This is a genomic window from Pseudomonadota bacterium (assembly GCA_037200975.1).
Lineage (GTDB): Bacteria > Pseudomonadota > Gammaproteobacteria > Steroidobacterales > Steroidobacteraceae > CADEED01.
The window spans coordinates 3,625,992-3,649,200 of record JBBCGI010000001.1; the positions used below are offsets into that span (position 1 = coordinate 3,625,992).

General features: G+C 61.9%; 21 protein-coding genes and 1 pseudogene. 12 read left to right on the top strand and 10 right to left on the bottom strand.

Going from position 1 to position 23,209, the window contains the following annotated elements; genetic code table 11:
* Nucleotides 1-159: 159 nt before the first annotated feature.
* Together WDO72_16355 and WDO72_16360 are read left to right on the top strand one after the other, a co-directional pair.
* Nucleotides 160-3,240 carry a triple tyrosine motif-containing protein gene (locus tag WDO72_16355; protein MEJ0087245.1) on the top strand — a complete coding sequence of 1,027 codons (3,081 nt, stop codon included), beginning with the start codon at nucleotides 160-162 and terminating at the stop codon, nucleotides 3,238-3,240.
* 62 nt (nucleotides 3,241-3,302) lie between these two features.
* Complete coding sequence (locus WDO72_16360) at nucleotides 3,303-3,773, top strand: HlyD family efflux transporter periplasmic adaptor subunit (GenBank protein MEJ0087246.1); 471 nt, start codon at nucleotides 3,303-3,305, stop codon at nucleotides 3,771-3,773.
* Between the two features lie 22 nt (nucleotides 3,774-3,795).
* On the opposite strand, the gene WDO72_16365 is transcribed toward WDO72_16360, so the two are convergent.
* The 3 genes from WDO72_16365 to WDO72_16375 are packed head-to-tail and all read right to left on the bottom strand — an operon-like array spanning nucleotide 3,796 to nucleotide 5,560.
* Nucleotides 3,796-4,290, bottom strand: a complete 495-nt coding sequence (locus WDO72_16365) for a nuclear transport factor 2 family protein (protein MEJ0087247.1) — start codon at nucleotides 4,288-4,290, stop codon at nucleotides 3,796-3,798.
* A 16-nt stretch (nucleotides 4,291-4,306) separates the two neighbouring features.
* Complete coding sequence (locus tag WDO72_16370; protein ID MEJ0087248.1) at nucleotides 4,307-5,110, bottom strand: SDR family oxidoreductase; 804 nt, start codon at nucleotides 5,108-5,110, stop codon at nucleotides 4,307-4,309.
* Between the two features lie 36 nt (nucleotides 5,111-5,146).
* Nucleotides 5,147-5,560: a heme-binding protein gene (locus tag WDO72_16375; GenBank protein MEJ0087249.1), complete on the bottom strand. Its 414-nt coding sequence runs from the start codon at nucleotides 5,558-5,560 to the stop codon at nucleotides 5,147-5,149.
* Between the two features lie 189 nt (nucleotides 5,561-5,749).
* Between WDO72_16375 and WDO72_16380 the strand changes: the two genes are divergently transcribed.
* Nucleotides 5,750-7,519 (top strand): monovalent cation:proton antiporter-2 (CPA2) family protein, encoded by a 1,770-nt coding sequence (locus WDO72_16380; GenBank protein ID MEJ0087250.1) that lies wholly within the window; start codon nucleotides 5,750-5,752, stop codon nucleotides 7,517-7,519.
* 21 nt (nucleotides 7,520-7,540) lie between these two features.
* On the opposite strand, the gene WDO72_16385 is transcribed toward WDO72_16380, so the two are convergent.
* Together WDO72_16385 and WDO72_16390 are read right to left on the bottom strand one after the other, a co-directional pair.
* Nucleotides 7,541-8,656 carry a DUF3187 family protein gene (locus WDO72_16385; protein MEJ0087251.1) on the bottom strand — a complete coding sequence of 372 codons (1,116 nt, stop codon included), beginning with the start codon at nucleotides 8,654-8,656 and terminating at the stop codon, nucleotides 7,541-7,543.
* A 163-nt stretch (nucleotides 8,657-8,819) separates the two neighbouring features.
* Complete coding sequence (locus WDO72_16390; GenBank protein ID MEJ0087252.1) at nucleotides 8,820-9,431, bottom strand: LuxR C-terminal-related transcriptional regulator; 612 nt, start codon at nucleotides 9,429-9,431, stop codon at nucleotides 8,820-8,822.
* Nucleotides 9,432-9,655: 224 nt separating this feature from the next.
* Here WDO72_16390 and WDO72_16395 point away from each other — a divergent pair, with 224 nt between their 5' ends.
* The gene (locus tag WDO72_16395; GenBank protein MEJ0087253.1) at nucleotides 9,656-9,967 is read left to right on the top strand and encodes a hypothetical protein; all 312 of its coding nucleotides are present in this window, start codon (nucleotides 9,656-9,658) and stop codon (nucleotides 9,965-9,967) included.
* A 5-nt stretch (nucleotides 9,968-9,972) separates the two neighbouring features.
* Here the strand turns inward: WDO72_16395 and WDO72_16400 are convergent, their stop codons facing one another.
* Nucleotides 9,973-10,593 (bottom strand): response regulator transcription factor, encoded by a 621-nt coding sequence (locus WDO72_16400; protein MEJ0087254.1) that lies wholly within the window; start codon nucleotides 10,591-10,593, stop codon nucleotides 9,973-9,975.
* Between the two features lie 58 nt (nucleotides 10,594-10,651).
* Nucleotides 10,652-11,248 carry an NAD(P)H-dependent oxidoreductase gene (locus WDO72_16405; GenBank protein ID MEJ0087255.1) on the bottom strand — a complete coding sequence of 199 codons (597 nt, stop codon included), beginning with the start codon at nucleotides 11,246-11,248 and terminating at the stop codon, nucleotides 10,652-10,654.
* Between the two features lie 114 nt (nucleotides 11,249-11,362).
* On the opposite strand from WDO72_16405, the gene WDO72_16410 reads away from it, so the two are divergent.
* Nucleotides 11,363-11,947 (top strand): hypothetical protein, encoded by a 585-nt coding sequence (locus tag WDO72_16410; GenBank protein ID MEJ0087256.1) that lies wholly within the window; start codon nucleotides 11,363-11,365, stop codon nucleotides 11,945-11,947.
* 206 nt (nucleotides 11,948-12,153) lie between these two features.
* On the opposite strand, the gene WDO72_16415 is transcribed toward WDO72_16410, so the two are convergent.
* Nucleotides 12,154-13,191, bottom strand: a complete 1,038-nt coding sequence (locus WDO72_16415) for a DUF2306 domain-containing protein (GenBank protein MEJ0087257.1) — start codon at nucleotides 13,189-13,191, stop codon at nucleotides 12,154-12,156.
* On the opposite strand from WDO72_16415, the gene WDO72_16420 reads away from it, so the two are divergent.
* The 3 genes and pseudogenes from WDO72_16420 to WDO72_16430 all read left to right on the top strand — a co-directional run bounded on the left by WDO72_16420 (nucleotide 13,129) and on the right by WDO72_16430 (nucleotide 16,035).
* The gene (locus WDO72_16420; GenBank protein MEJ0087258.1) at nucleotides 13,129-13,926 is read left to right on the top strand and encodes a winged helix-turn-helix domain-containing protein; all 798 of its coding nucleotides are present in this window, start codon (nucleotides 13,129-13,131) and stop codon (nucleotides 13,924-13,926) included. The two genes, WDO72_16415 and WDO72_16420, sit on opposite strands and share 63 nt — an antisense overlap.
* Nucleotides 13,927-14,533: 607 nt before the next feature.
* Nucleotides 14,534-14,844 (top strand): annotated as a pseudogene (locus tag WDO72_16425) (alpha-amylase family glycosyl hydrolase).
* A gap of 174 nt (nucleotides 14,845-15,018) precedes the next feature.
* Nucleotides 15,019-16,035: a substrate-binding domain-containing protein gene (locus WDO72_16430; GenBank protein MEJ0087259.1), complete on the top strand. Its 1,017-nt coding sequence runs from the start codon at nucleotides 15,019-15,021 to the stop codon at nucleotides 16,033-16,035.
* Between the two features lie 27 nt (nucleotides 16,036-16,062).
* Here WDO72_16430 and WDO72_16435 read toward each other — a convergent pair whose 3' ends face one another.
* Nucleotides 16,063-16,677, bottom strand: coding sequence for a LamG domain-containing protein (locus WDO72_16435; GenBank protein ID MEJ0087260.1), 615 nt, complete (start codon nucleotides 16,675-16,677; stop codon nucleotides 16,063-16,065).
* Between the two features lie 176 nt (nucleotides 16,678-16,853).
* Here WDO72_16435 and dld point away from each other — a divergent pair, with 176 nt between their 5' ends.
* From dld to WDO72_16455, 4 genes are all read left to right on the top strand, one after another.
* Nucleotides 16,854-18,563, top strand: coding sequence for a D-lactate dehydrogenase (gene dld / locus WDO72_16440; GenBank protein ID MEJ0087261.1), 1,710 nt, complete (start codon nucleotides 16,854-16,856; stop codon nucleotides 18,561-18,563).
* Between the two features lie 137 nt (nucleotides 18,564-18,700).
* Nucleotides 18,701-19,441: an SDR family oxidoreductase gene (locus WDO72_16445; GenBank protein ID MEJ0087262.1), complete on the top strand. Its 741-nt coding sequence runs from the start codon at nucleotides 18,701-18,703 to the stop codon at nucleotides 19,439-19,441.
* Entirely contained in the window at nucleotides 19,441-20,475 is a 1,035-nt protein-coding gene (locus WDO72_16450) for an aldose 1-epimerase family protein (GenBank protein ID MEJ0087263.1), read from the top strand. Before WDO72_16445 ends, WDO72_16450 begins: the two co-directional genes overlap by 1 nt.
* Before the next feature lie 154 nt (nucleotides 20,476-20,629).
* Nucleotides 20,630-22,420 (top strand): IlvD/Edd family dehydratase, encoded by a 1,791-nt coding sequence (locus WDO72_16455; GenBank protein MEJ0087264.1) that lies wholly within the window; start codon nucleotides 20,630-20,632, stop codon nucleotides 22,418-22,420.
* Between the two features lie 21 nt (nucleotides 22,421-22,441).
* Here WDO72_16455 and WDO72_16460 read toward each other — a convergent pair whose 3' ends face one another.
* Nucleotides 22,442-23,209 (bottom strand): FadR/GntR family transcriptional regulator, encoded by a 768-nt coding sequence (locus WDO72_16460; protein ID MEJ0087265.1) that lies wholly within the window; start codon nucleotides 23,207-23,209, stop codon nucleotides 22,442-22,444.

Genomic DNA, 23,209 nt, shown 5'->3' on the forward strand with positions numbered 1-23,209 from the left:
TCTCAGCGAGAACATTGGCGATCATTCGAGGCTCGCCGCAGGCCTCAAGATTTCCTCCCTTCCGAAAGCACCGCAGTTTCGGATTAGTGCCGCTTTCGGCATCATCAGTTCGAAGACGCGCTGGGCGTACTCATGATGTGAGGGGCTCAAGGAAGCCACATGCGATCGTTCTTTGCAGGTTCGAACATTCCTCCACGTGTGTTCGCGGTTGCCTTGCTGGCTGCTGCAGAATTTCTCATGTGCGCCCGCGCGTGGGCGCTCGACCCCGAGCGGACGCTGGCGCAGTTCCATCACACCGCCTGGACGGTGCGCGAGGGCATGCCTTCGGGCATCAATGTCGTGGCGCAAACCCCGGACGGCTTCTTGTGGCTCGGGTCCGGTATCGGGCTCTATCGCTTCGACGGCGTTCGGGCCGAACCATTCGCGCTGGAGCAGCAGCCGTACAGTCGGTCTGTGCTCGCACTGGCGACCGCGAACAACGGCGATCTCTGGGTTGGTTTCACGGGGACGCGGATCGGCAGAGTCAGTCGCGGGGCGTTGACGGTCTTCGACGTGCCGACGCCTGCGACCAGATCGGGCGTGTTCTCTGTGGTTCCGGATCGCGACGGCTCGGTCTGGGTCGGGTTGCGCGATTCGGTGCTCAACTTCGACGGGCAGAATTGGCGGACGTTCGAGGGGCCATGGTCTCGCGCCGCGACCTGGTCCGATGCCGGCGGAGTCTGGACGCTCGATCTCGCGCCGGATGGGACGGTGTGGGCCAAGAATCTGCTGGCGCTCTACTGCTTGCGGCGCGGCGCCCACGCGTTCGAACAGGCTCCTGGCTACGCGGGCGGCCTGATCGGGTTTGCACGCGATCCGCAAGGGAAGCTGTGGACTTCCGACTTCACCGCGCGGCGTTTTTATCCTCTGCCAGATCTTGTTGCAGGCCACGCCGTTCCGTCGCCGCGCCTTAGTGCGGCCGTCCCTGACAATATGACGGGAATCGTACGCGCGGATCGCGACGGCACCTTGTGGAACGCCAATCGCAATACCGGCTTTCTGTATCGGGCGACTTCGTTCGAGTCGCCGGGAATCCTGGATCGGTTCACTGTGAAGGACGGTCTGTCGGCCGAGTTCCCGATGGAGGTGTTCGAGGACCGGGAGGGAAGTATCTGGATTCCCACTGCGCTCGGCATGGATCGCTTCCGCCACGCAAACATTGTGATCGAACCGGGCGTGCCGATCAGAGATCAGGCGTCCGCGATGGTTGCGACCCGCGAGGCCGTGTTCGTTTACAGCGGCATGGGCGCGAGAGTCGCAGACCCCGATGGTGAGAAGGGTCGACGTCTGTTCCGCATCCGGCCGGGCGCTGCGCCCGAGCTCATCGATGCAGACGCAGGTCAGGTCACCAGTCTCGCAGCCGCGCCGGATGGCAGCATCGTGTTCTCTCGCGAAGGAGAATTGCTGCGCTGGCACGACGGTGTCGTCACAACCATGAAGTTGCCAGCCGAACTCGTGAATGGTCATGTCATCAACCTGGTCGAAACAGACACGGCTCTCATCGTTTCCTTCCACGAGAGAGGTGCCTACCAGCTTTCCGGTGGACGATGGACCCGCATCTCTCCAGCTTCTGCGAACCAGGAGGAAGTAATTGTTGCCGTCGATGCGGCACGCGCAGTCTGGATGTTCCACGCGCCCAGCGAATTGATCGTTCGTGTCGAGGGAGGCCGGACGACAGAATTTCGATCGCCCGTGGGTCCAGTCCGTTCGAGTTTGGCGGATCGCGATGGCATCGTAATCCTCGGGCCCGCCGGCCTTGCGAGATTCGACGGACGCAAATTCCTGTCTATTCCAATTTCGCGAGCGCCCTGGCTGGCGAATGGGTACGGCATTGCGCAGTCGGCCGATGGTGGCGTCTGGATAGGCACTCGCCCCGGGATCATCCGCATCGAAAAAGCCGGCCTGCTGAAAGCGTTTGCGGATCCTGCCGCGCGCCTGGATTTGCAGCTCTTCGACGCCGGCGACGGTTTCACGGGTGGAGTCACCAACGACATGTTCAATGGCAAGATGATTGCCGGCCCCGACGGCCGAATCTGGTTTTTCATGAACACCGGCACGGGCTGGATCGATCCGGCGCGCCTTTACCGCAATCCGCAGCCGCCGCCCGTCGTCATCACCTCCATCGCGGCGAACGGGCGGCACTACGACATGCCGCAAAGTCTGGCGCTGCCGGCGGGTGTCTCGCAGCTCGAGATCGACTACACGGCGCTCAGCCTCGCGATCCCGGAACGCGTACGTTTCCGCTACCGACTCACGGGCGTGGATGAGGATTGGGTGGATGCCGGGAGCCGCCGGCAGGCGTTCTACACCAACGTGCCACCGGGCGAGCGCCGCTTCCAGGTGATTGCGGCGAACAATGACGGTGTGTGGAATGAGGATGGCACGGCGTTCAGCTTCACGATCGCACCAACTTTCGTTCAGTCGATCTGGTTCAAACTACTGGTCGTGCTGGCCGCCGCCGGCCTTGTTTGGGCGGCATACCGGCTGCGTTTGCGACAGGAGACGGCGCGTTTGCAGCGGCGCTTCGAAATCCGGATCGCCGAGCGCGAACGCATCGCGCGCGAGCTGCACGACACCTTGTTGCAGAGCGTGCAGGGCCTGATCCTGCGCTTCCACTCCATCCTGAGTCGCGTGCCCGCCGACAGCGATCTGCTGGCGCCGATGCACGAGGCGATTGGCCGCGCCGACACGGTCGTCGCCGAGGGGCGCGACCGCGTGCGCGAGCTGCGCACGACGATGAAAGTCGACCTTGCCCAGTCGATCGTCAACACGGCGCGGGAAATCATCCAGGGCGAGTCGCCGCGGTTCGCCATGATCGTGGAAGGCACGCCGCGTGTAATGCATGCACTCGTGAACGATGAAGTGCTCGGCGTCGCCGCGGAAGCGATCCGCAATGCGGCTCAGCACTCGAAAGCCCAAACCTTGCAGGCCATCCTCATTTATGGCACTCACGAGCTGCAGATGAGAATCCGCGATGACGGCGCGGGAATCGCGCAAACCATTCTGAATGGCGAGAAAGGCGGTCACTACGGACTCATCGGAATGCGCGAGCGGGCGAAGCGTATCGGCGGGCGCCTCGAAGTAACCCGGCGCGAACATGCCGGGACCGAGATCGCGCTGACGATCCCGGGCGGCGCCGCTTACCGAAACCAGCCGACCTGGTTCATGAAGAGGCTGCGATCGGATCGTACCGATGCATAACGGGGACGAACTGACAGGATGTCGCAATAGTTCGGCACGGCAAGGCTGTCTACGCTCCCGCCATGAACTACCTGGTGGCCGGACTCAGCAGTGCACTCATGACTGGAGCGGCCTGGAGCGCCGACACGGATGCGGTTACGCCCGGGAGATCGCTACTGGGATGGCGTTCCACTTCGACCGCCAACGCCTACGTGCAAGGCTACATCACCCCGACCAGTCGAGAATTGTGGATAGTCGCCACCTTTTCTGAAGCGCAGGTCTCCCGGCTACGGATCGGCGATGCCGTCGAAATCCTGGTCGATGCCGTGCCGGGAAGCAGACTCAAGGGCCGCGTCGTCAGCCAGATCACTGACGACACCAGTGAGAGTACGGCGCCCGAGAATCGCTGCATGCCGGTGAAGATAGCCCTTGATGCCGATCGATCCGTACTCGACGTCCTCCAGCCCGGAATGACTGCCGTGGTGGTTTCGACCCACGTGGGCGAGCCTCATCGCGATCGTCAGATCGATTCGAATTCCCTGCGGTGCCGTTGATCGCTCGCGAGCCGCGTTTGCCTCAGGATTTTTTGGGTGCCACACGTCGCCAGTAATCATTGAACTCGATGCTGTCGAAGAATGCGAACGCCTCGGTGATCCGGCCATCGTCCATCTTGAGGAACCAGGAATACGTGTTCTCGTAGGGCTTGCCGTCGAGTGCGGTGCCGCGCGCATCGAAGAAGACGATGACGGTGTTCCCGTCGGCATAGATGTTCCTGATCGCGGGTTTCAATCCGCCGCGCATGCGCGCGTTGAAGGGGCGGATCACTTCGCTCATGAACGCCTCACGACTCGGATAAGTCTTCGACACAACGGAACGTCCGACGATCGTCCAGGTCGCGTCGTCCGCCAGCAATTCGAACGGGCCGCCGGTGCCCCCGCCCCATGCGTCGAAACTGCTCACAATCGCCGCCTTGTTTCGCGCTTCGACACTGTCTGCGGCATCGGCCATGGCATAACTTCCCGAAAGTGAGATCAACCCCAGCAACAATGAATTCAAGATAGTCCGACGCATGGGCGCGCCCTCCTGGTTAGATGGTGTTTTCCCACGCCTGCAGCTGATGCGTGCGAAGCATGTCTTCGATTTTCTTCGGCATCACGTTGCGGAATTTGCCGCTGTCCGATGGAACCACTTCGATCATGCGATCGATCATCTCCTGGGGATCCATCTTGCCCTCAGGCGTCGCGAAGAAATCGTCGAACCCCTTGCGCAGGTCGGCGCGCCTGGTGATGTTCTTTTTGTCATCGAGCCAGCGCATCGGATTGTCGGCCATCGTCTCGTTGTAGCCGGTGTAGTAGGCGCCCGGATTGATGGTCTGGATCTTGATGCCGTACGCGGCGAGTTCCTGCTGAAGGGCTTCCGCGATCGATTCCAGCGCGTGTTTGGTCGACACGTACGTGCCCCAGTTGGCGGGCGTGAAGAGGCCGCCCATCGACGAGGTGAATACAACCTTGCCTTTCTTGCCCTGGTCGATCCAGCGGCGCGCCACGCCTTGCGTCAGCGTGAGCGGCAGGAAGACGTTCACTTCGAAATTCTTGCGCACGAGCTCAACCGGAATCTCCCACACCGGCCCGGCTTCGCCCATGCCGGCGTTGTTCCACAGGACGTCGAAATCCCAGGACTGCGCCTGCGCGATGTCGAAGTGATCGGTCAGATCGAGACGCTCGACGCGAAAATTCCTGAGGCCAAGTCTCGCGACTTCTTCGCGCAGCGGCGTGACCTGCGATGAGACCTGTGTAGTGGCGATGATCTTGTGTCCGTTCTTGGCCATGCCGATGGCCGCACCCTTGCCGAAGCCGGATCCCGCCCCGGTGATGAGAATCGTCTTGCTCATGATGATTTCCTGGCTGAGTTGCTGAGTGAAGGTGGATCAATCTGACGTGGCTGGAAACGCGGCGAGCCCTGCCCGGGCAATCTCGGTGTCTTGAGCGATCGTGCCGCCGGACACTCCGACTGCGCCGACGCAGATGCCGCCGGGCAGCTTCAGCGCGATGCCGCCGCCGTAGGGGGCGAGTCCTCCGTTGGTGAACTCGAGGCCGGGAGCCGGAGCACCTGGCTTGCAGTACTCCCACACATCTTCGCTATTGCATTGGAACAGGGCGGCGGTGATTGCCTTGCGTGTGGCAATGTCGATCGATCCGAGCACGGCACCGTCCATGCGATGGAACGCCTTCAAGTGTGTGCCCGCATCGACCACGGCGATGATGACGGAGAGGCCGAGTTCATGCGCCCGGATTTCGGCGCCCTCGACGACCATTTGAGCTTGATGAGCGAGAATATGCATCTGCGCATTTCCATGAGTAGGTGTAGATAGACGCTAATGGCGGCGCTTCCGCCTGTACATTCCATGTTGTTGTAATGAGCCCTGCTGCTCGCACGACTTGCAGGAACCTCTAATAGGCGGCGCGATCGCGACGCATTACCCTGGCGCACGCGCTCCAGACGGCGCGCATGAGCGAGGCGCGTCGTCGACATGTCGGGCGAACATCACGGAATCGATCTGCTTCCCGTCATCACGCTGCTTTGTGTTGCCGTGATAGCGGCGCCCTTGTTCAAACGTCTGGGGCTTGGATCCGTGCTCGGTTATCTCGCCGGTGGGCTTCTCATCGGTCCTTTCGGGATCGGCGTGTTCACGCAGCCGGAGTTCATGCTGAAAATCGCCGAGCTCGGCGTCGTCATGTTCCTGTTCATCATCGGACTGGAAATACGCCCTTCGAGGTTATGGGGATTGCGGCGGCAGATCTTCGGTGTCGGCCTCCTGCAGGTCGTCGCATGCGCGCTGCTGCTGACCGGAGTCGGTGTCGCAAACGGCGTTTCGTTTGCACCGTCGTTTGTCGCAGGTGCCGGCTTTGTGCTCACGTCCACGGCGACCGTGATGCAGCTGCTCGATGATCGTCGTGAGCTCGCCTCGCCGGCCGGTCAGCGCATCATGTCGATCCTGTTGCTCGAAGACCTGATGATCGTGCCGCTGCTGGCAATGGTCTCGTTTCTTGCGCCGCCTGAGCCTGGCAGTTCGCCCGGCAACCCGAGTATCAACTGGACCGATGTTGGCATCGGAGTCGGCTCCATCATCGCGTTGCTTCTGGCGGGACGCTTCTTGCTCAATCCGCTCTTCGGAGTATTGGCGGCGGCCCGCTCGCGTGAAGTCATGACCGCGGCGGCCTTGTTGGTCGTGCTGGGTTCGGCGTCGGCCATGCAATCCGGTGGATTGTCCATGGCCATGGGCGCCTTCCTCGCCGGCGTGTTGTTGTCCGAATCGAGTTATCGGCATCAGCTCGAGGTCGATGTCGAGCCTTTTCGCGGGATTCTGCTCGGGCTGTTTTTCACCGCCGTCGGAATGTCGCTCGATCTCGAGGTGGTGGCCGGCGCGTGGTGCACGATCCTTCTTTACGTACTCATATATATGCTGATCAAAGGCGTTGCGGTTTATGGCATCGCGCGCCTGTTCAGGTCATGTCACCGGGACGCGGTCGATAGGGCAGTTGTCATGGCGCAAGGGGGCGAGTTCGCCTTCGTGTTGTACGCGGCGGCGGCAAACGCCCGAATCTTCGATGCGCATCAGAATGCGGTGTTGACCGCGATCGTCATCCTGTCGATGGTTCTTACGCCGCTGGCGATCGCGGGGCTCGGCTTCCTGCGCCGTCACGCTTCCAGGTCTGCGGAGAGTCGAGACCGCCCCGAGGGGCTGACCGGTAGCGGCCTGGTCATAGGGTTCGGCCGGGTAGGGCAGATCGCCAGCCAGTTCCTCTGGGCTCGCAACTACGACGTCTCGATCATCGACACCGACGTGGAGATGATCGACCAGGCGAGGAAATTCGATTTCGACGTGTACTACGGCGATGGCACGCGGCTCGACATCCTGCGCGCCGCCGGTGTTGCCGAGGCACGGGTCGTATTGGTTTGTGTCGAGAAGGCCGAGGATGCGACCCGCATCGTGCAATTGCTCAAGATCGAGCATCCCCGCCTGCCGGTCATCGCACGCGCGACGGATCGGCGGCACAGCATCGCGCTCATGAAGGCGGGGGCGGACCTGCAGGTGCGTGAGACGTTCGAATCTGCCCTGGTGCTGGGTGCCGCGGCGCTCGAGAAGTTAGGGGAGTCGGAGGCGCAGATTGCAGAGACCTGCGCGTTTATCCGCGATCGCGATCAGCGGCGTTTCCAGCTCGAACTGGCCGGTGGCGTCGATGCCGGCAGGGCATTGTTCCACGGCGACCGGTCGAGTGATGCGGATTCCAGGGCGTGACTGATCGGGGCGTCACAGCGTCTACCGGCGAAACGGTACATAGGCCAGGCCCAGATGGAACCCGACATCGGGCGTGTTGTTCACGTTCTGCAGATTCTCGGTGAACGCAACGGTGTACACGAAGTTGTCGTGACGATGGCGCAGGCCGAGACTGTATTGGTATTTGTTCGCGAGTAGTTCGTCGAGGTCCGTTTGCCGGCGGGAATACACGCTTTCGCTGTAGTAGCCCTGCACACTGATATTGGTGTATCCGGTGAGGCGAAATTCATAGCCGAGCACGATCGTCGGAATGATCTGCCTGTCTTGAGCTGCCGGTGCGCGTACGCCCGCGTAGTACACCGCGGACGCCGATGCGTGAAACGCATTGCGCCGGCCGAGCCACTGTAGCGACGTCTGGAGACCGTGATCGACGCGGCCGGTCGAAAGAAGTGGCCGGCGTCCCTGCAGCGGAATTTTCGTCGCACCCTCCAGCGTGAGGTGCCAGCGAGGCGAAAGGGCAAAGCCGGCGTACCGGACTCCAACAACAGGATCCATCAATCCACCATCCGTAGACAGATTGCCCAGCATCGTTACCTGCGCGCCCTTGAGGTCGTAGATGACATTCATGTCATTGCGGGCGACGGCAGGCCGCCCGAACGTACTGAAGCCAAAAGTCTCGTGAAAACTTTCGATGGTGCTATCCATGAATCCGCCCTGGAAAGACAGCACGCTGAACGTCGTGTAGGCCGCCCAATCGGGCGCGAACTTGTAGTGGACGGTGAAGTCGGCGACTGCCTGTTCGAGGTCGAGCAAGTAGTTTTCCCCGGGCAGCGCGCGGATCTCCGCAAGTTCATCCACGCCTATCGTGCGGCGCCCCGTACCTTCGAGGCCTTCCAGGTAGTGTTCGACCGCAGGGCTCAACGCCCAGGTGTTCTGATAGGCGAGCTCCGCCTCGAAAGCCCAGCTGCCGGGTTCGATCGACACCGCGTGCGCCGGCCGCATGTCGAGACGGACGAAGCCGAACGGCGTGAGGTCGCGCGCGCGCAGCAGTCCGAAGTACATTCCTTCCTGCGCGCAAGCCGGCACGGCCGTGAGCGCGAGAACAAACATCATCGAGTTGGCTGCAATCGACGGATGGATTTTCGGGCGCACCTTCATGGCCTCTCGAGATTTTTCAAGAAAGGCCGGCAACCGAAGTTGCCGGCCAGGGGAAGCGTGCCGCCGGCCCAGGGAGGAGGGTGTCGACAGCACGCGGGGCAGTCGTCCTTCCGTTGATCGAAAAATGATCTGCGTCGAGACCGGTGACAAGTACAAGTTCCTGCTAGTCGCAGGGCCAACAGATCGACGAGATGGCTTTCACGGCGTCGGCCATGCGAACCAGGTCGGCAATCGACCGTGCGCGCATCTTTCTCACCACGCGGCCGCGATGAGCCTGCACCGTGAACTCGGTGATCGAAAGCCGATCCGCGATCTGCTTGTTCAACATGCCGCTGCTCACCAGCGCAAACACCTGGCGTTCGCGCTGCGTGAGTCGTTCGAACCTGTTGCGCAGCTCGTCGCGTAATTTGATCTGTGCGCGCGTAAACAGCGCCTTTTGCAGGGCGTTTCGCAGGGCATGTACCAGCCGCGCGGCTTCGCACGGCAACGTCAGGAAATCGATGGCACCGGCCTGGATTGCACGGACGCAGGTAGGAATGCAGCGCTCGTGGGTGAGAAACACAATGGCTGCACCCGCGCGTGTGAGCCGGTCCTGAATGTCGAGGCCGTTGGCATCGGGAAGACTGACATCCAGGATCACGCACATGGGATCCACGCTCGCGACTCGTGCCAGCAGTTCGCGCGCCGAGTCACAGGCAATTGCGCACAGGCCGGCAGTGTTTACAGTTGTCTCGATCCAGGCGCGGGCGAAGCGGTCGCTATTGGCGATGAGCACAACCGGCGCTGCCGCTGTTTGGCAAGACGGACAAACGTTGGGTGATGAGGAATCCATCGGTACAGCCGTTGCAACGGTGCCCGCATGATGGTTCCTCTCATGTGGAAGTCAGGAGCCCGGACACGGTGACTGCGGCCTCCCCCGATCAGGTGATGCAGGCCGGAAATCTCCGCGGGTAAGTTGCGCAGGCGGACTTCGCAACAACGCTCACAGGAGTGGATCAGATGCCCAGCGAACTACTGCCGTGGATCTTTGGCAACGCACTCGTCATTGGAACGATCTACGTGCTCGCCCAACGACGTTTGAATTTCGTGAAGTCCTGCTTTCGGCAACTCGAGGATTACGCCGACACGATACTGCAGCACTTTCAGGGAACCGTGCTGAACGTGCAGGGAATCTTGAACGACCTCGATCGGGAGGATCGGGTTCGCCAGCGAATCGAACACGCACTCGAGAATGCCGACAAACGTCTCCGGCAGATCCGCGAGCAGATGCAGCCGCTGTGCTCCGAGCAGCAGCAGGACCGGATTCAGTAGTCGACCTACAGCTGCAGGATCCCGCGTTCGATCGCGATGGCGATCGCATGCGAGCGATCGCTGACGTTCAACTTGGAAAATACGCTTTTCAGATGCGTCTTCACCGTCTCGTCGGAGATACCGAGCTCATTGGCGATCTCCTTGTTGCTCAAACCCGCGGCAATGTGCCGCAGAATTTCGACTTCCCGCGGGCTTAAGTCCTCGGTTCCCATGTGTTCGGCGAGCGCGACCGCGACTTCCGCGGGCACATAGCGGCGGCCATCGTTGGCAGCGCGAATCGCACCTACCATGTCGGTGCGCAGCGAGCTCTTCAGGAGATACCCGAGGGCGCCGGCTTTGAGCGCCCGGTTGGCGAGTACATCGCCTTTGTAAGTCGTGAGCACGACGACACGAGCATCCGGGAATTCCGCGCGAATCCGATGCAAGGCGTCCAGGCCGTTCATCTCCGGCATGTTCAGATCGAGAAGGGTGACATCGGGACGCAGGCGACGGAATTTCTCCAGAGCTTCCCGACCGTCGTTTGCTTCGCCTGCGAACTCCATGTCCGGCTGCGCGCGTAATGCCGAGGCGATCCCATCGCGCATCATCGGATGATCGTCGACAACCAAGACTCGAATGCCAGCCATGCGTCGAGGCTAGCAAACACAAATTTCGATTGCACGCGAAGGCCGATGGATTTCCGGTTTACGCTGCTGCCTGAGATTGGTGAGGACGATCGCGGGCGGATTTCAGGGCGCGCGCCCACCAGATCAGGTCATCGAACATGGCTGCGCGGGAGTTGTTCAGAAAGTCGAAGTCGGAGAGAGCTTTTTCGCCGCGCAACACGCCGAGGAATGGCTCGAGGCCTACGTTTACCTCGTACTTGATCGGCGCCATCTGGAGCTCGGCGACGATCTGGCGAAGCTGCTCGATGGCTCGTGCGGCCCCGACGCCACCGTATCCCACGAACGCGAACGGTTTGCGCCGCCATTCGACAAACGCGCTGTCGAGCGCATTCTTCAAAACCGCGGTCGGTCCGTGGTTGTACTCGGCGACGGTGGCGATGAATCCGTCACAGCCGCCGATCTTCCTTCGCCACGCCTCAGCGGCCGGATGCGAGTAGACACCATTCGTGAACGACGGACTCACCGGCTCCGCGAAGAAGGGGAGATCTTGATCTCTCAGATCCAGAACTTCCAGCTCGATGTCCATGCGAGTGATGGCACCCTCGCGTACCCAGTTCGCCGCGGTGTCGGCAAATCGGTTCGGGCGCGTGCTGCCAATGATCAAACCGATCTTCATCATGATCTCCCGGTGATGCTCTTTTCTGGAACCTAAGGCACGCGCCGTATTGAAGGCTATTGCAGGAACCTGCTGGTTGAGTTGGGCGCGAGCTGCAAACAGAGTGCGCAGAAAATGAGTCGTTCGATTCTCTTTCTCTCGCTACTTGGCACGTGGCTGTCACAGATCACGATTCCGTGCCGCGCAGATTCCAGTTTTTCCAAGCCGTGGTCTTCTTTTGCGGTTGCCGCGATGACTCTGGACGACGCGGAATCGAAAGTTGCGTTGCTGGAGGCCAGAACAACTCTTGGCGCGACGATGGCGATCGGCGGCGCGCTTGCCCTGGTGGAAGCAAACGATCGATTTCAGGAGGCCCAGTTACGCCTGCATGCAACCATTGCTGTGGATCCACAGGAATGGACGCTCGAAAGCCGGAACCTCATTTCACTTGGCACCCAATCGCCGGCTCGCTACCGCTCCCGACTTCGCGTAGTCACTCCCGATCTCTCCGCCAAGATGAAGCTGAGTATCCGCGCCTTCGATGAGTTGTATGTCGATCTCGAGCACTTTCAGATAATTCGCAACAACGTGGCTGCGGGCTTCGGGCTCGAGCTCGGGCGCCGAAGCACGGTGGAGTTCTACCATGTGTGGTCTGGTGAGAGCACCGGCGATTCCTCTAACTATGTGCTCGCCATTTTCACGCTGCGCACGACCCGGTAGAAGCGCAAGCGACCTTCAGCCTGGAAGGGAGCGCGCCCGAAAATCCTGCGGCGAAATGCCAAACGCGTGCTTGAACGAGCGGCTCAGATGTGAGGCGTCGCTGAATCGACGTTGCCTATGCGGAGGACGTGTCCGAGTCGCGTCGGAGGGCGGAACTTTCGTGAGTGTCCGGAATGAACCGTCACCCATCAATCCGAATGAGCAGTTCAGCCCGTAAAGATCCTGAGCAAGTGCCTGCCGTACTTACCCGACTCCGTCCCGCTCATCACCACGACGGTGTAAACGAAAACCAACCCGCCCAAGGACAGCGCCGTCCACGCCGGCCATTTCAGGTTGCGGGGCAGAGAGATGTGCTTGTGTTTGTTGCGGATGAAAAACTCCGCCACCAGCATGTTCGGCACGAAGAACAGGTACAGGATGGCGTAGTCGAACATGCCGGGGGCCAGATCGGAATCGCTGACGCCGATGCCGCCGGTCAGATCGATCCAGGCGCGAATCTCCAGATCGAAAATCCATGAACCGAGCACCATTGCGAACAGGCGGATCGCCCACGCGCGATGTTGGTCGATGCGCCGGGCGCGCGCGTGCCAGTAGGCCATCACCGCGCTCAGCATCATGATCGCGCCCCAGATGCCGAACGCGATGGACGCGGACCGGTTGAACGCGCCGTGGGTGAGGATGTACGACATGCCGCCGACGCCCGCAAGAAAGCCGGCGCTCACGTACACACGGCCGGTCCAGCGGTGCACGGCGCGGTGGCGGACACGAATGCGCGCCGAGAAAAGGATGGGCCACGCCAGCACCAGGATGGTCCCCATCAGGAAGTGCGCGCCGATGCCAATGTTGGCGATCCAGTCCGCGGCGCTTCGCATCGGCAGGCCGGATATCAGGTCCCGCCACTGGTCGAAATTCTTGAAGGTCGCGCCGGTCCCGCGCAGCACAACATAAGTGCCGAAAATTGCCAGGCCGGCGAAGGCGGTGAAATAGAACATCCGGCCCGTCCAGCGGAACAGGCGATCTTCGGGGATTGCGTTCATGGTGTTGCGTTCTCCATCGCCAGCTTTCCGCAGCCGCGCACGGGAATCTGGAGGAAAGACGCAGGCAAACCTCAGGGTTTGTGAGGAAAAGCTCAGGGGACGTTTGTCCGGCCGCGGCGACCATGTACATATACTTGCAACCTCATGCCGCAGCCCGGACCGGAACGCCTTGCCTTCGACGACGTGGTCATCGACTTCGTCGCCCACCGGCTGACGCGCGGCGGCGTCGAACAGCTGCTGGAACCCAAGGCCTTCGCGGTGCTCGCGCTGCTGGTGGGCGCGCCCGGCAAGGTGTTCACGCGCGAAGAAATTCTCGACGCGATCTGGGGCCACCAGCACGTCACGCCCAGCGTGCTGAACCGGATCATGAGCCTGCTGCGGCAGGCGCTAGGTGAGGACGCGCAGAATCCCCGCGTCCTGCATACGGTGCACGGTGTGGGCTACCGCTTCGAGCTGCCCACGACCGCAGCCGTGGCGAGTCCGCCGCCATCGCCGCCGATGCCGCGCTGGCTCTGGCCCGCTGTCATCGTCGCGGCCGTGCTGTTGTCGATTGCGGGTGCTATCTGGCTGCGCAGCCATGCAGGCGCACCGACCTCCATGCCGGTCGGCGCGGCTGCCAGCCGGACACTCCCATCATTGGCGGTGTTGCCATTCGTCGATCTTTCACAGGCGCACGACCAGGAATATCTGGCCGACGGCCTGGCGGAAGAAATCCTCAACCAGTTGGCGCAGGTTCCCGCGCTGCGGGTGGTGGGCCGCTCCTCCAGCTTCTCTTTCAGGGGAAAGAACGAGGACCTGCGTCTCATCGGCAAGCAGTTAGGCGTGGCTCACCTGCTGGAAGGCAGCGTGCGCAAGGCAGGGTCGGCGACCAAGTTGTCGATGAGCAGCAGCGGCGCCCGCTCGCGCCCGATTCTGAGTTTGTGGAACTGGAAGTCCGGATGAAGTGCGAGCGCCATGAGAATCGGGAGCTTTCAGACAAGCGCTGAAGAAAAAAGCACCCGCCAACTTCCCTGTCGACGGGTGCTCTTGATCGACCTGCTGACCGGAGTCCGTTTGAAGTAGTGCGACGAGGCTCCGATGTCTTTCTTCTGAATAAGGCCGGCCGGCCAGGCTCATGCCCCGTGATGTCGGCACGTAATCTCTCGCCGGTTATCGTATTTAACTAGTTAGATTCAATCGTACCCGGAATTCACGGCAGTGCGCGTGATGTGGCGATACGATAACAGCGGCGTCGCCGGTTCCCAACTGAATACGTATGCGGCCGGAAGAAAACGGCTACGCAATATTCACGTGACTCGTCACATCAAACTACTCATCCTGAACGTTATTGAGCGTTGCGTGAGTGCATTTGGCAGAAAAAAAGCCCCGCTGACAGAGGGGGCTCCAACGGCGGGGCTTTGCGAACCCTGCTTCGTAGCCGAAAGGTTCGTTGGACACAGCCTATGCGCGCCGCGCTCGTGGCAACAACGGGCCGCATACGTATTCGACAGCCGAATACGTATGTCCCGAGGTATCGTCGGCGCGTCGAAAGTTTATTTTCACTTCATGCATGAGTTTCGCATTCGAAGAACTTCCGCAATCGCCGCAGTCACCGTCGTACGCCTGCGATGCAAATGCCTGGTGGCTTGGCGCGACCGTCCAGCAAGTGCACTTGCGAAGTTTTCTCGACGCCGCTGGCGATGGAATCGGGGTTCTCCCAAGGACCGTTGCCCGGCTCGACTACATTTCGAGCCTTGGTGTCGATGCGGCGTGGATCTCGCCGTTCTTCAGATCTCCCATGGCGGATTTCGGCTATGACATCGCCGATTTCAGGCTGTCGATTCGATTTGTGGATCTCTCGTGGATTTCGATCGCCTGGTCCCGCGGACGGATGGTTTATTCGAAGGCGGACTGGTGCGTCTCGGCCGATGCGCGCGACAAGGACTCGGTGGCTTTCTTCGAATTCGATGATCGTTAGAAAACTTCACTGCAAAACGCGGCTTGATCATGAGGGTGCCGTATCGGGTGGGGAGTGCGCACCGCGCATTACAGTTCATGGGTGTTAGGCCGACATCGATCGACATTGCAATTCTGGCCGGTGTCAGCCAGCCGACGGTTTCGCGCGCACTCAGCGGCCACCCGGAGGTCAACGAACTCACTCGCAAGCGAATCGAGAAGATCGCGCGCGATCTCAATTATCGAATTGACAAGAACGCTTCCAACTTGCGTTTGCAGCTGACCAACACAATTGCGGTACTTTTCTTCCAGGATCCAGCCGCCGACAATCCGCAGATCAACCCGCTTTTTCTGGCGATGCTGGAGTCGATTACTAAGGCTTCCGCCAGCGAGGGTTACGACCTGCTGATCTCCTTCCAGCAGTTTCCCGAAGACTCAACTCAGGACTTCGAATGCACTCGCAAGGCAGATGGAGTGATCCTGCTCGGTTATGGCGACTACGGAAACTACCAACCTCGATTGAGGAAATTGGTCGAGGCAGGAGCGAACTTTGTTCGCTGGGGCCCGATTCTGGAGAATGAACCCGTGATCTCCATCGGCTCGGACAATCTTCAGGGAGGTTACGAAGTCACCCGCCACCTGCTGGCGCGGGGGCGGCGGCGCATGGCCTTCCTCGGACACGTTACCCATCATTATCCGGAATATTTCGATCGCTATCGTGGGTACGAGCGCGCGCTGACGGAGGCTCGCCTGCCGGCGCTATCTGCTCTGCAAGTCGACGCGATTGCGACCGAAGAGGCAGGCTTCCTGGCTGCCAAATCGCTGATGAAAAGACGAATCGAGTTCGATGCCATCGTCGCCGCGAGCGATCTCATTGCGATCGGCGCACTGCGGGCGATCCAGGCCAGCGGACTTGACGTACCTCGCGATGTGTCGATCGTCGGATTCGACGACATGCCGGCGGCGCGCCTTACAAATCCGCCGCTGACCACGGTACTTCAAGACACGCGTCGTGGAGGCGAACTTCTCGTCGAGACGCTGCTTGGCAAGATTCTGGGAAAACCTGTAGTTAGTTCCGTTGTTCCTACACGCGTAGTGGTGCGAAAATCGGGTTAGGCAGGTTGAGAGATCGTTGTTCCACCATCAACGATCGCCATCGCGCCGCAATCGATCGGCCGACAACGCGGCTGGCGTGAATCGCACCTCGGCGATCGCGCCCTTGAACCACGACACGCGATTCTGCCGCACGCCGATGGAACTGCGTCCCGTCGTCATCGGCGTGAACTCCACGTCACCCGCGAGCTCGAGCTCACCGTTCACGTAGTGGGACATCTTCGATCCGTCGTAGACCAGCGCGACCCAGAACCAGCGATCTGTCGGATGCAGCTTCGTCCGGTCGAGCAAGGTGAGTTTGTGCTCGGCATCCTGAAACAGGAATGTATCGAGCGACCATAATCCGTCGCGCACCCGGGTCTCCATCAGCACGCGATGTTTCAGATCGTCCTCGAGATGCAGGAAGCGCTGCTCTTCGCTCCCGGAGCCGTCGGGTTTGAAGCGAACTTCGATCGTGAACGCCCGCCAGCCGGCGACGGGAATGGCGGGGACGAAGACGGCGTCACCTTTGCCGTCAAAAACAATGGCGGCATCGGTGCCAGCGCCGCCAACGGTGGGGGTGCCGACCACTTCAGTGGCATGACCGCCCACTCGAGTGACATCCCGCAGCAGCCACACCGTGGATTTGCCATCATCCGCGAGCATCGCGGCGCACGAAGCCAGAAAGACCGATAGCGTCGCAGCCGATAGAACGCTGCTCATACGTGCTGGAGAATACCTGCGCATCGTTCATCGGTTCCCGTGCGTCAAAAGCGAGGAGGGATGTTAACGTCCCGGACCTGAAGATGGCGCGAAACCGCACAACAATCCGTCGAGAACCTATGTCAGATGAGATGAACGCAGAATTTATCGCCGGCCTCGTATCGATCGTCGGACGTGCCCAGGTATTGACGGGCGCCAAGCAGACGCAGAGTTATCGCACGGGCTTTCGCTGTGGTGAAGGGCAGGCGCTTGCGGTAGTCCGGCCGCGCTCACTCGTCGAGCAGTGGCGGATTCTCAAAGCCTGCGTGACCGCGAACAAAGTCGTTCTCATGCAAGCTGCCAATACGGGGCTGACTGGCGGATCGACGCCTTCGGATCGCAATGACTATCGCGACGTGGTGATCGTCAACACGATGCACATCACCAAGTTGTTTGTGATTCGTGAGGGTCAGCAGGCTATTTGCCTGCCGGGCACCACGCTCTATCAGCTGGAAGACGCACTCAAGCCGTTTCGCAGGGAGCCACATTCCGTCATCGGCTCATCCTGCATCGGCGCATCGGTGATCGGCGGTATCTGCAACAACTCCGGCGGCGCACTGGTCCGGCGCGGGCCTGCGTATACGCAGATGGCGTTATTCGCGCGGCTGCATGAAGACGGCCGACTGGAGCTCGTCAATCATCTCGGTGTGACTCTGGGTCAGGATCCCGAGCAGATACTCGACCGCCTGGAGCAGGGAAAATTCGGCGAAGCCGACGTCGAAGACGATCCGTCCCGATGGGGCTCGGACCGCGACTACGCCCGGCGCGTGCGGGAGGTGGATTCCGATCACCCGGCGCGTTTCAACGCGGACAGCCGGCGTCTGTACGAAGCCTCGGGCTGCGCGGGCAAGATGATGGTCTTTGCCGTGCGGGTGGATACGTTTCCGACGGACGATGAGACTCGGGTTTTCTACATCGGCACATCCGATCCGGCGGAGCTGACTGCACTGCGCCGGCACATCCTCTCTCGCTTCGACAACCTTCCGCTGGCCGGCGAGTACCTCCACCGGCAGATGTTCGACATCGCGGAGCTCTACGGCAAAGACGCGTTCCTCAGCATTCAACACTTCGGCACGAAGCGGCTGCCGGCTTTCTTTGAACTCAAGCGCAAGTTCGACGCGCTGGTCTCACGCCTCGGGTTGCGCATCCGCGCGCCCAGCGACCGGTTGCTTCAGCTGCTGAGCCGTCTGTTTCCAGGCCACCTGCCGGCACGGCTGAATGATTTCCGCGACCGGTTCGAGCATCACCTGATCCTGAAGATGGCGGGCCCCGGCATTGCGGAAGCGGCCAGCCATCTCAACTCCATTTTTCCGTCCGCAACCGGAAGTTTCTTCGAGTGCACGGCAGCGGAGGCTAACAAGGCGCTGTTGCATCGCTTCGTCGCCGCGGGTGCTGCCATTCGCTACAGAGCGATTCACGCGAAGGAGGTCGAGGACATCGTGGCGCTCGACGTCGCGCTCAAACAGAACGATCGAGACTGGTTCGAAGTGCTGCCAGAAGACGTCCGCGCGCAGCTACACGTGGCGCTCTACTACGGACATTTCTTCTGCCATGTCTTTCACCAGGACTACATCGTGCGCAAGGGCGTGGACACGACGGCTCTCGAGCACCGGCTGTGGAAATTGCTCGACGCGCGCGGGGCAGAGTATCCCGCCGAACACAATGTCGGTCATTTGTACGTCGCCAAGCCGGCTCTGGCGGAGTTTTACCGCGGCCTGGATCCGTGCAACTGCTTCAATCCGGGCATCGGTCACACGCCCGCGAGTCCTCACTGGAAAAGCGGCGTCTAGTCATAAGTCGAAGCGGACGCCCATCGTGATCATGCGCGCCCTGGCAGTGCGCGGGACCCGTTCGCTGCTATTATAATACTCATACAACTTGCGAAAGCGTTGCGGCGCCGTTTCGCGTTCGGCGGTATGGGGGAAGGATGGGCGAGCGGCTGGCGGAGAAGACGTGTTTCGTGACGGCGGCCGGGCAGGGCATCGGCCGCGCCATCGTTGCCGCGTTCCTCGCGGAAGGCGCAAGTGTCATCGCGACCGATCTGAATGAGGCGGGGCTGCAATCGATGCCGCCACACGTGCGGCTACGGTTCGCGACCCTGGATGCCGCGGATTGCGCCGCCGCGGCCGACGCGGCAATCCTTTTTCGCGACGTCGACGTGCTGGTGAACTGCGCCGGCTACGTGGCAACGGGAACCGTTCTCGACGACGGTTACGCGGCGCTCGAGAAAAGCCTCAGGATCAATGTACTTTCGATGGCTGCGACCATCGCGGCATTCCTGCCGCCGATGGTCGAACGCAAGCGCGGAGCCATCGTGAACATCGCTTCCGTGGTCTCTTCAGTGATGGCCGCCCCGAACCGGTTTGCGTATGCGACGAGCAAGGCCGCGGTGATCGGCCTCACGATGGCGGTGGCGCGCGACTTCATCCGCGACGGCGTGCGTTGCAATGCCATCAGCCCGGGGACCACCGATACACCTTCTCTACGTGGCCGCGCTGAAGCGGGCAGCGACGCACACGCGGCGCTGCGGGCGCTCGTCGAGAGGCAGCCGATGGGCAGGTTAGGCAGGCCCGAAGAAATTGCCGCGGTTGCCGTGATGCTCGCATCCGATGAGGCAGGTTTCCTGACCGGCGCAAACGTGATCATCGACGGCGGAATGAGCCTCTGATGACGCGCGTTTATTCCGCGACGGCACCCGCGCTGAGCGAGCTGCGACGCAAGACGGATCTTCGCGGGATCGGAGAAGTTCGCCTCGTTGCGCTCGAGGATGGCCCGGCGCGCGGCCAGCGGCTGCTTTTTTGCCGCAACGCCGCCGGCCTGGAATGCGAGATTGCGGTGGACCGCGGCTTCGATATTTCCGCCTTGCGATGGCGCGGAATCAATCTCGGCTGGAATGGCCCGGTAGGGTCCGCACCGGCGCGCGAATTCGATTCAGAGGAAGGTCTCGGCCGGCTACGCAGCTTCGACGGATTCCTCGTCACCTGCGGCCTGGACCACTACGGAATTCCCGCCGTCGGCTCGGCGCAGAATTTCATCTATCCCGAGCGCACGCGCGCGCACTGGCCGTTGCATGGGCGCATTTCCGGAATCGGCGCGACGCTGCGCGGCTATGGAATCGATACGGAGAGGGCCATACCCTGTTTGTGGTGCGAGGCGGAAGTGCGGCAGGCCGCGCTTTTCGGCGAAGTACTGACGCTCAGACGCCGCATCGAGATTCCGCTATTCGAGCCGCGGCTCGACCTGAACGACCGCGTGACGAACGTCGGTTTCCGTCCAACACGCCACGGCATTCTTTATCACTGCAACGTGGGCTATCCGCTGCTCGACGAGGAATCCGAATTGATTGGCGACTTCGAGTCGCAGCTGCGCGCCGATTTTGTTTCGTCGCCGCCCGTTGCCGCGGACGATGTCAGCGAGCGCGTCGACTCGCATCCAGTCGAGGGCGATGCCAACGGCCTGGCGCGAGCCGGAGTGCGCAACCCCAGGCTGGAGGGTGGACTGGCACTCGAGATTGCATATTCCGCCGCGACGCTGCCTGCGCTGGGCCTGTGGCGTGCATGGCAGTCCGGGATCTATGCCCTGGGCATCGAGCCCCACAGTTCGCTTCCGGCCCACGACCAGGAACCGCACGGCGCGCACTTCCTGCAAGCCGGCGAAACGCGCGACTACCGGCTGCTGTTGAGCGTCGCACGATCGGTCTGATCGCGCCGCTCCTGTGCCCGGGAGGCACCGGACTTCCGCTTTGGCGGGTTCGCTATATACTCTGAGTATTAAATATCGCCGGACGCGCCAGCATGCCAAGTACCGCCCCTCAATCCTCCGTCGCCCGCCGCCGCTCCCAAACACGGATCATGCGATGAGTACGGTGCGGAAATTGCGCTCGCGGGCGTGGTTCGACGATCCCACCAATCCGGACATGACGGCGCTCTATCTAGAGCGATACATGAACTACGGGTTGTCGCTCGAGGAGCTGCAGTCGGGCATGCCGATCATCGGCATCGCGCAGACCGGCTCGGACCTGAGCCCCTGCAATCGCCATCACCTGGTGCTCGCCGAACGCCTGCGCGACGGCATCCGTGCCGCGGGCGGCATTCCGCTGCAGTTCCCGGTTCATCCCATCCAGGAAACGGGCAAGCGGCCGACAGCTGCGCTCGACCGAAACCTCGCCTATCTCGGACTGGTCGAAGTGCTGTTCGGCTATCCACTGGATGGGGTGGTGCTGACCATTGGCTGCGACAAGACGACGCCGGCCTGTCTCATGGCGGCGGCCACGGTGAACATTCCCGCCATCGCGTTGTCGGTGGGGCCGATGTCGAGCGCATGGCATCGCGGCCGGCGCGTCGGTTCGGGCGTGGTCGTGTGGGAGGCGCGACAGGAGCTTGCCACGGGCGCGATCGGGTATGACGAGTTCATCAAGCTGGTGGCCTCGGCCGCCCCGTCGACGGGTTACTGCAACACGATGGGCACCGCCACGACGATGAGCTCGCTCACCGAAACGCTCGGCATGGCGCTGCCGGGCTCCGCCGCGATTCCCGCCACCCATCGCGACCGTCAGGAATGCGCGTATCACACCGGCCGTCGCATCGTGGAGATGGTGGCGGCCGATCGCAAACCTTCGGACATCCTGACGCGTGCGTCATTCCTCAATGCGATTCGCGTCAATTCGGCCATCGGCGGCTCGACCAACGCCCCTATCCACCTGCTGGCGCTGGCGCGCCACGTGGGCGTCGAGCTGAATCTCGTCGACTGGGAGAAGTACGGGCGCGACATTCCGCTGCTGGTGAACATGCAGCCGGCCGGGGAGTACCTCGGCGAGGATTTCCATCGCGCGGGCGGAGTCGGCGCCGTCATCGGCGAGCTCCTGCGGCAGGGCTTGCTGGAAGACGGAGCGGGCACGGTCGATGGCCGCTCCATCGGCGAAATCTACCGCGATGCGCGCATCGCAGACGAAGCGGTGATCCGCCCGTTCGAACGTCCGCTGAAACTCGCCGCTGGCCTGTCCGTGCTCAGCGGCAATCTGTTTGATTCGGCGGTGATGAAGACCAGCGTCATCTCGCCGGAATTCCGCGAGCGCTATCTATCCAACCCCGACGATCCCCAGGCCTTCGAAGGCGCGGCGGTGGTGTTCGACGGTCCGGAGGATTACCACGCGCGCATCGACGATCCGGCGCTGGCCATCGGCGAGCGATCCATCCTCGTGATGCGGGGTGTCGGGCCGCTGGGTTACCCCGGCTCGGCCGAGGTCGTGAACATGCGTCCGCCGCGTTATCTCATCGAAGCCGGTGTTCACTCCATGCCCTGCATCGGCGACGGCCGGCAATCCGGCACCTCGGGCTCACCTTCCATTCTGAACGCGACGCCCGAAGCCGCGGCCGGAGGCGGGCTCGCCGTGCTTCGCACCGGCGATCGTGTGCGAGTGGATCTCAATCGCCGCGAGGTGAACGTGTTGATCAGTGCCGCAGAGCTCGAGGAGCGGCGTGCCGCGCTCGCGGCGGCTGGCGGGTATCGCTCGCCGGTCAATCAGACGCCGTGGCAGGAGATCCATCGCGCGACCGTGGGGCAGCTGGGCACCGGCGGCATCATCGAGCGCGCCGTCGACTATCAACGCATCGCGCAGACCTTCGGCGTGCCGCGCCACAATCATTGAGTTGAGGAGGCGGCGTTGCCGCTAGCTGCGGCCTGCGCGCCGCCGCTTCGGTTTGTGCGCCTTGCTGGCGTCGAGGAAGGCCATGTCCACGAGGTCGGCCATCGCCTTGCGTGCGGCATTGGCATCGCCAGCGGAAATGGCGTCATACACACGTTCGTGATCCGGCACCGGGTCGCGCTGCTTCGGCATCGCACGCTGTTTGAAAACCGTGGTCCACGAAATGGCCGCGCTGACGCCGCTGGTCAGCGAGATCAGGAAAGCATTTGCGGAAGCGCTGAGCAGCGCAGCATGAAAATCGCGGTCGGCGTTGCGGCCGGCTTCCGTGTACAGCGTGTGCGTGGCCATGCCGCGCAGACCGTCCGCCATCGCCGCCAGGTGTTTGTCCGTGCGCCGCTTCGCCGCCAGCGCCGCCGCTTCCGGCTCGATGATCTTGCGCAACTCGAACAGGCTTTCGAGGAAGGATTCGTTGGGATTGACGTCGAACATCCAGCCCAGCACATCGGGATCGAGCAGGTGCCATTCCGCTTCGGGGTTGACGCGTGTGCCCACCTTGGGACGCGATCCCACCAGCCCTTTGGCGGCGAGGATGCGGATCGCTTCGCGATACGCGGTGCGCGACACCTTGAGCCGGTCGCTGGCGTCGATCTCGCCGTGGAGAATGTCGCCGGGGCGATAACGCCCGGAAACGATCGCCGTGCCCAGCTCCCGCGCGACCTTGCCGTGAATACGCAGCAGGCGTGTCGGGTTGTTAGGGGCCGAGCCTGCCGCCGGCTTCGATCGAACAGCCAT

Excerpts from the sequence above, each read along its gene's own strand:
- WDO72_16355 (MEJ0087245.1), top strand. The coding sequence starts at position 160 with ATGCGATCGTTCTTTGCAGGTTCGAACATTCCTCCACGTGTGTTCGCG.
- WDO72_16360 (MEJ0087246.1), top strand. The coding sequence starts at position 3,303 with ATGAACTACCTGGTGGCCGGACTCAGCAGTGCACTCATGACTGGAGCG.
- WDO72_16365 (MEJ0087247.1), bottom strand. The coding sequence starts at position 4,290 with ATGCGTCGGACTATCTTGAATTCATTGTTGCTGGGGTTGATCTCACTT.
- WDO72_16370 (MEJ0087248.1), bottom strand. The coding sequence starts at position 5,110 with ATGAGCAAGACGATTCTCATCACCGGGGCGGGATCCGGCTTCGGCAAG.
- WDO72_16375 (MEJ0087249.1), bottom strand. The coding sequence starts at position 5,560 with ATGCATATTCTCGCTCATCAAGCTCAAATGGTCGTCGAGGGCGCCGAA.
- WDO72_16380 (MEJ0087250.1), top strand. The coding sequence starts at position 5,750 with ATGTCGGGCGAACATCACGGAATCGATCTGCTTCCCGTCATCACGCTG.
- WDO72_16385 (MEJ0087251.1), bottom strand. The coding sequence starts at position 8,656 with ATGAAGGTGCGCCCGAAAATCCATCCGTCGATTGCAGCCAACTCGATG.
- WDO72_16395 (MEJ0087253.1), top strand. The coding sequence starts at position 9,656 with ATGCCCAGCGAACTACTGCCGTGGATCTTTGGCAACGCACTCGTCATT.
- WDO72_16400 (MEJ0087254.1), bottom strand. The coding sequence starts at position 10,593 with ATGGCTGGCATTCGAGTCTTGGTTGTCGACGATCATCCGATGATGCGC.
- WDO72_16405 (MEJ0087255.1), bottom strand. The coding sequence starts at position 11,248 with ATGAAGATCGGTTTGATCATTGGCAGCACGCGCCCGAACCGATTTGCC.
- WDO72_16410 (MEJ0087256.1), top strand. The coding sequence starts at position 11,363 with ATGAGTCGTTCGATTCTCTTTCTCTCGCTACTTGGCACGTGGCTGTCA.
- WDO72_16420 (MEJ0087258.1), top strand. The coding sequence starts at position 13,129 with ATGCCGCAGCCCGGACCGGAACGCCTTGCCTTCGACGACGTGGTCATC.
- WDO72_16430 (MEJ0087259.1), top strand. The coding sequence starts at position 15,019 with ATGGGTGTTAGGCCGACATCGATCGACATTGCAATTCTGGCCGGTGTC.
- WDO72_16435 (MEJ0087260.1), bottom strand. The coding sequence starts at position 16,677 with ATGCTCGCGGATGATGGCAAATCCACGGTGTGGCTGCTGCGGGATGTC.
- dld (MEJ0087261.1), top strand. The coding sequence starts at position 16,854 with ATGTCAGATGAGATGAACGCAGAATTTATCGCCGGCCTCGTATCGATC.
- WDO72_16445 (MEJ0087262.1), top strand. The coding sequence starts at position 18,701 with ATGGGCGAGCGGCTGGCGGAGAAGACGTGTTTCGTGACGGCGGCCGGG.
- WDO72_16450 (MEJ0087263.1), top strand. The coding sequence starts at position 19,441 with ATGACGCGCGTTTATTCCGCGACGGCACCCGCGCTGAGCGAGCTGCGA.
- WDO72_16455 (MEJ0087264.1), top strand. The coding sequence starts at position 20,630 with ATGAGTACGGTGCGGAAATTGCGCTCGCGGGCGTGGTTCGACGATCCC.
- WDO72_16460 (MEJ0087265.1), bottom strand. The coding sequence starts at position 23,209 with ATGGCTGTTCGATCGAAGCCGGCGGCAGGCTCGGCCCCTAACAACCCG.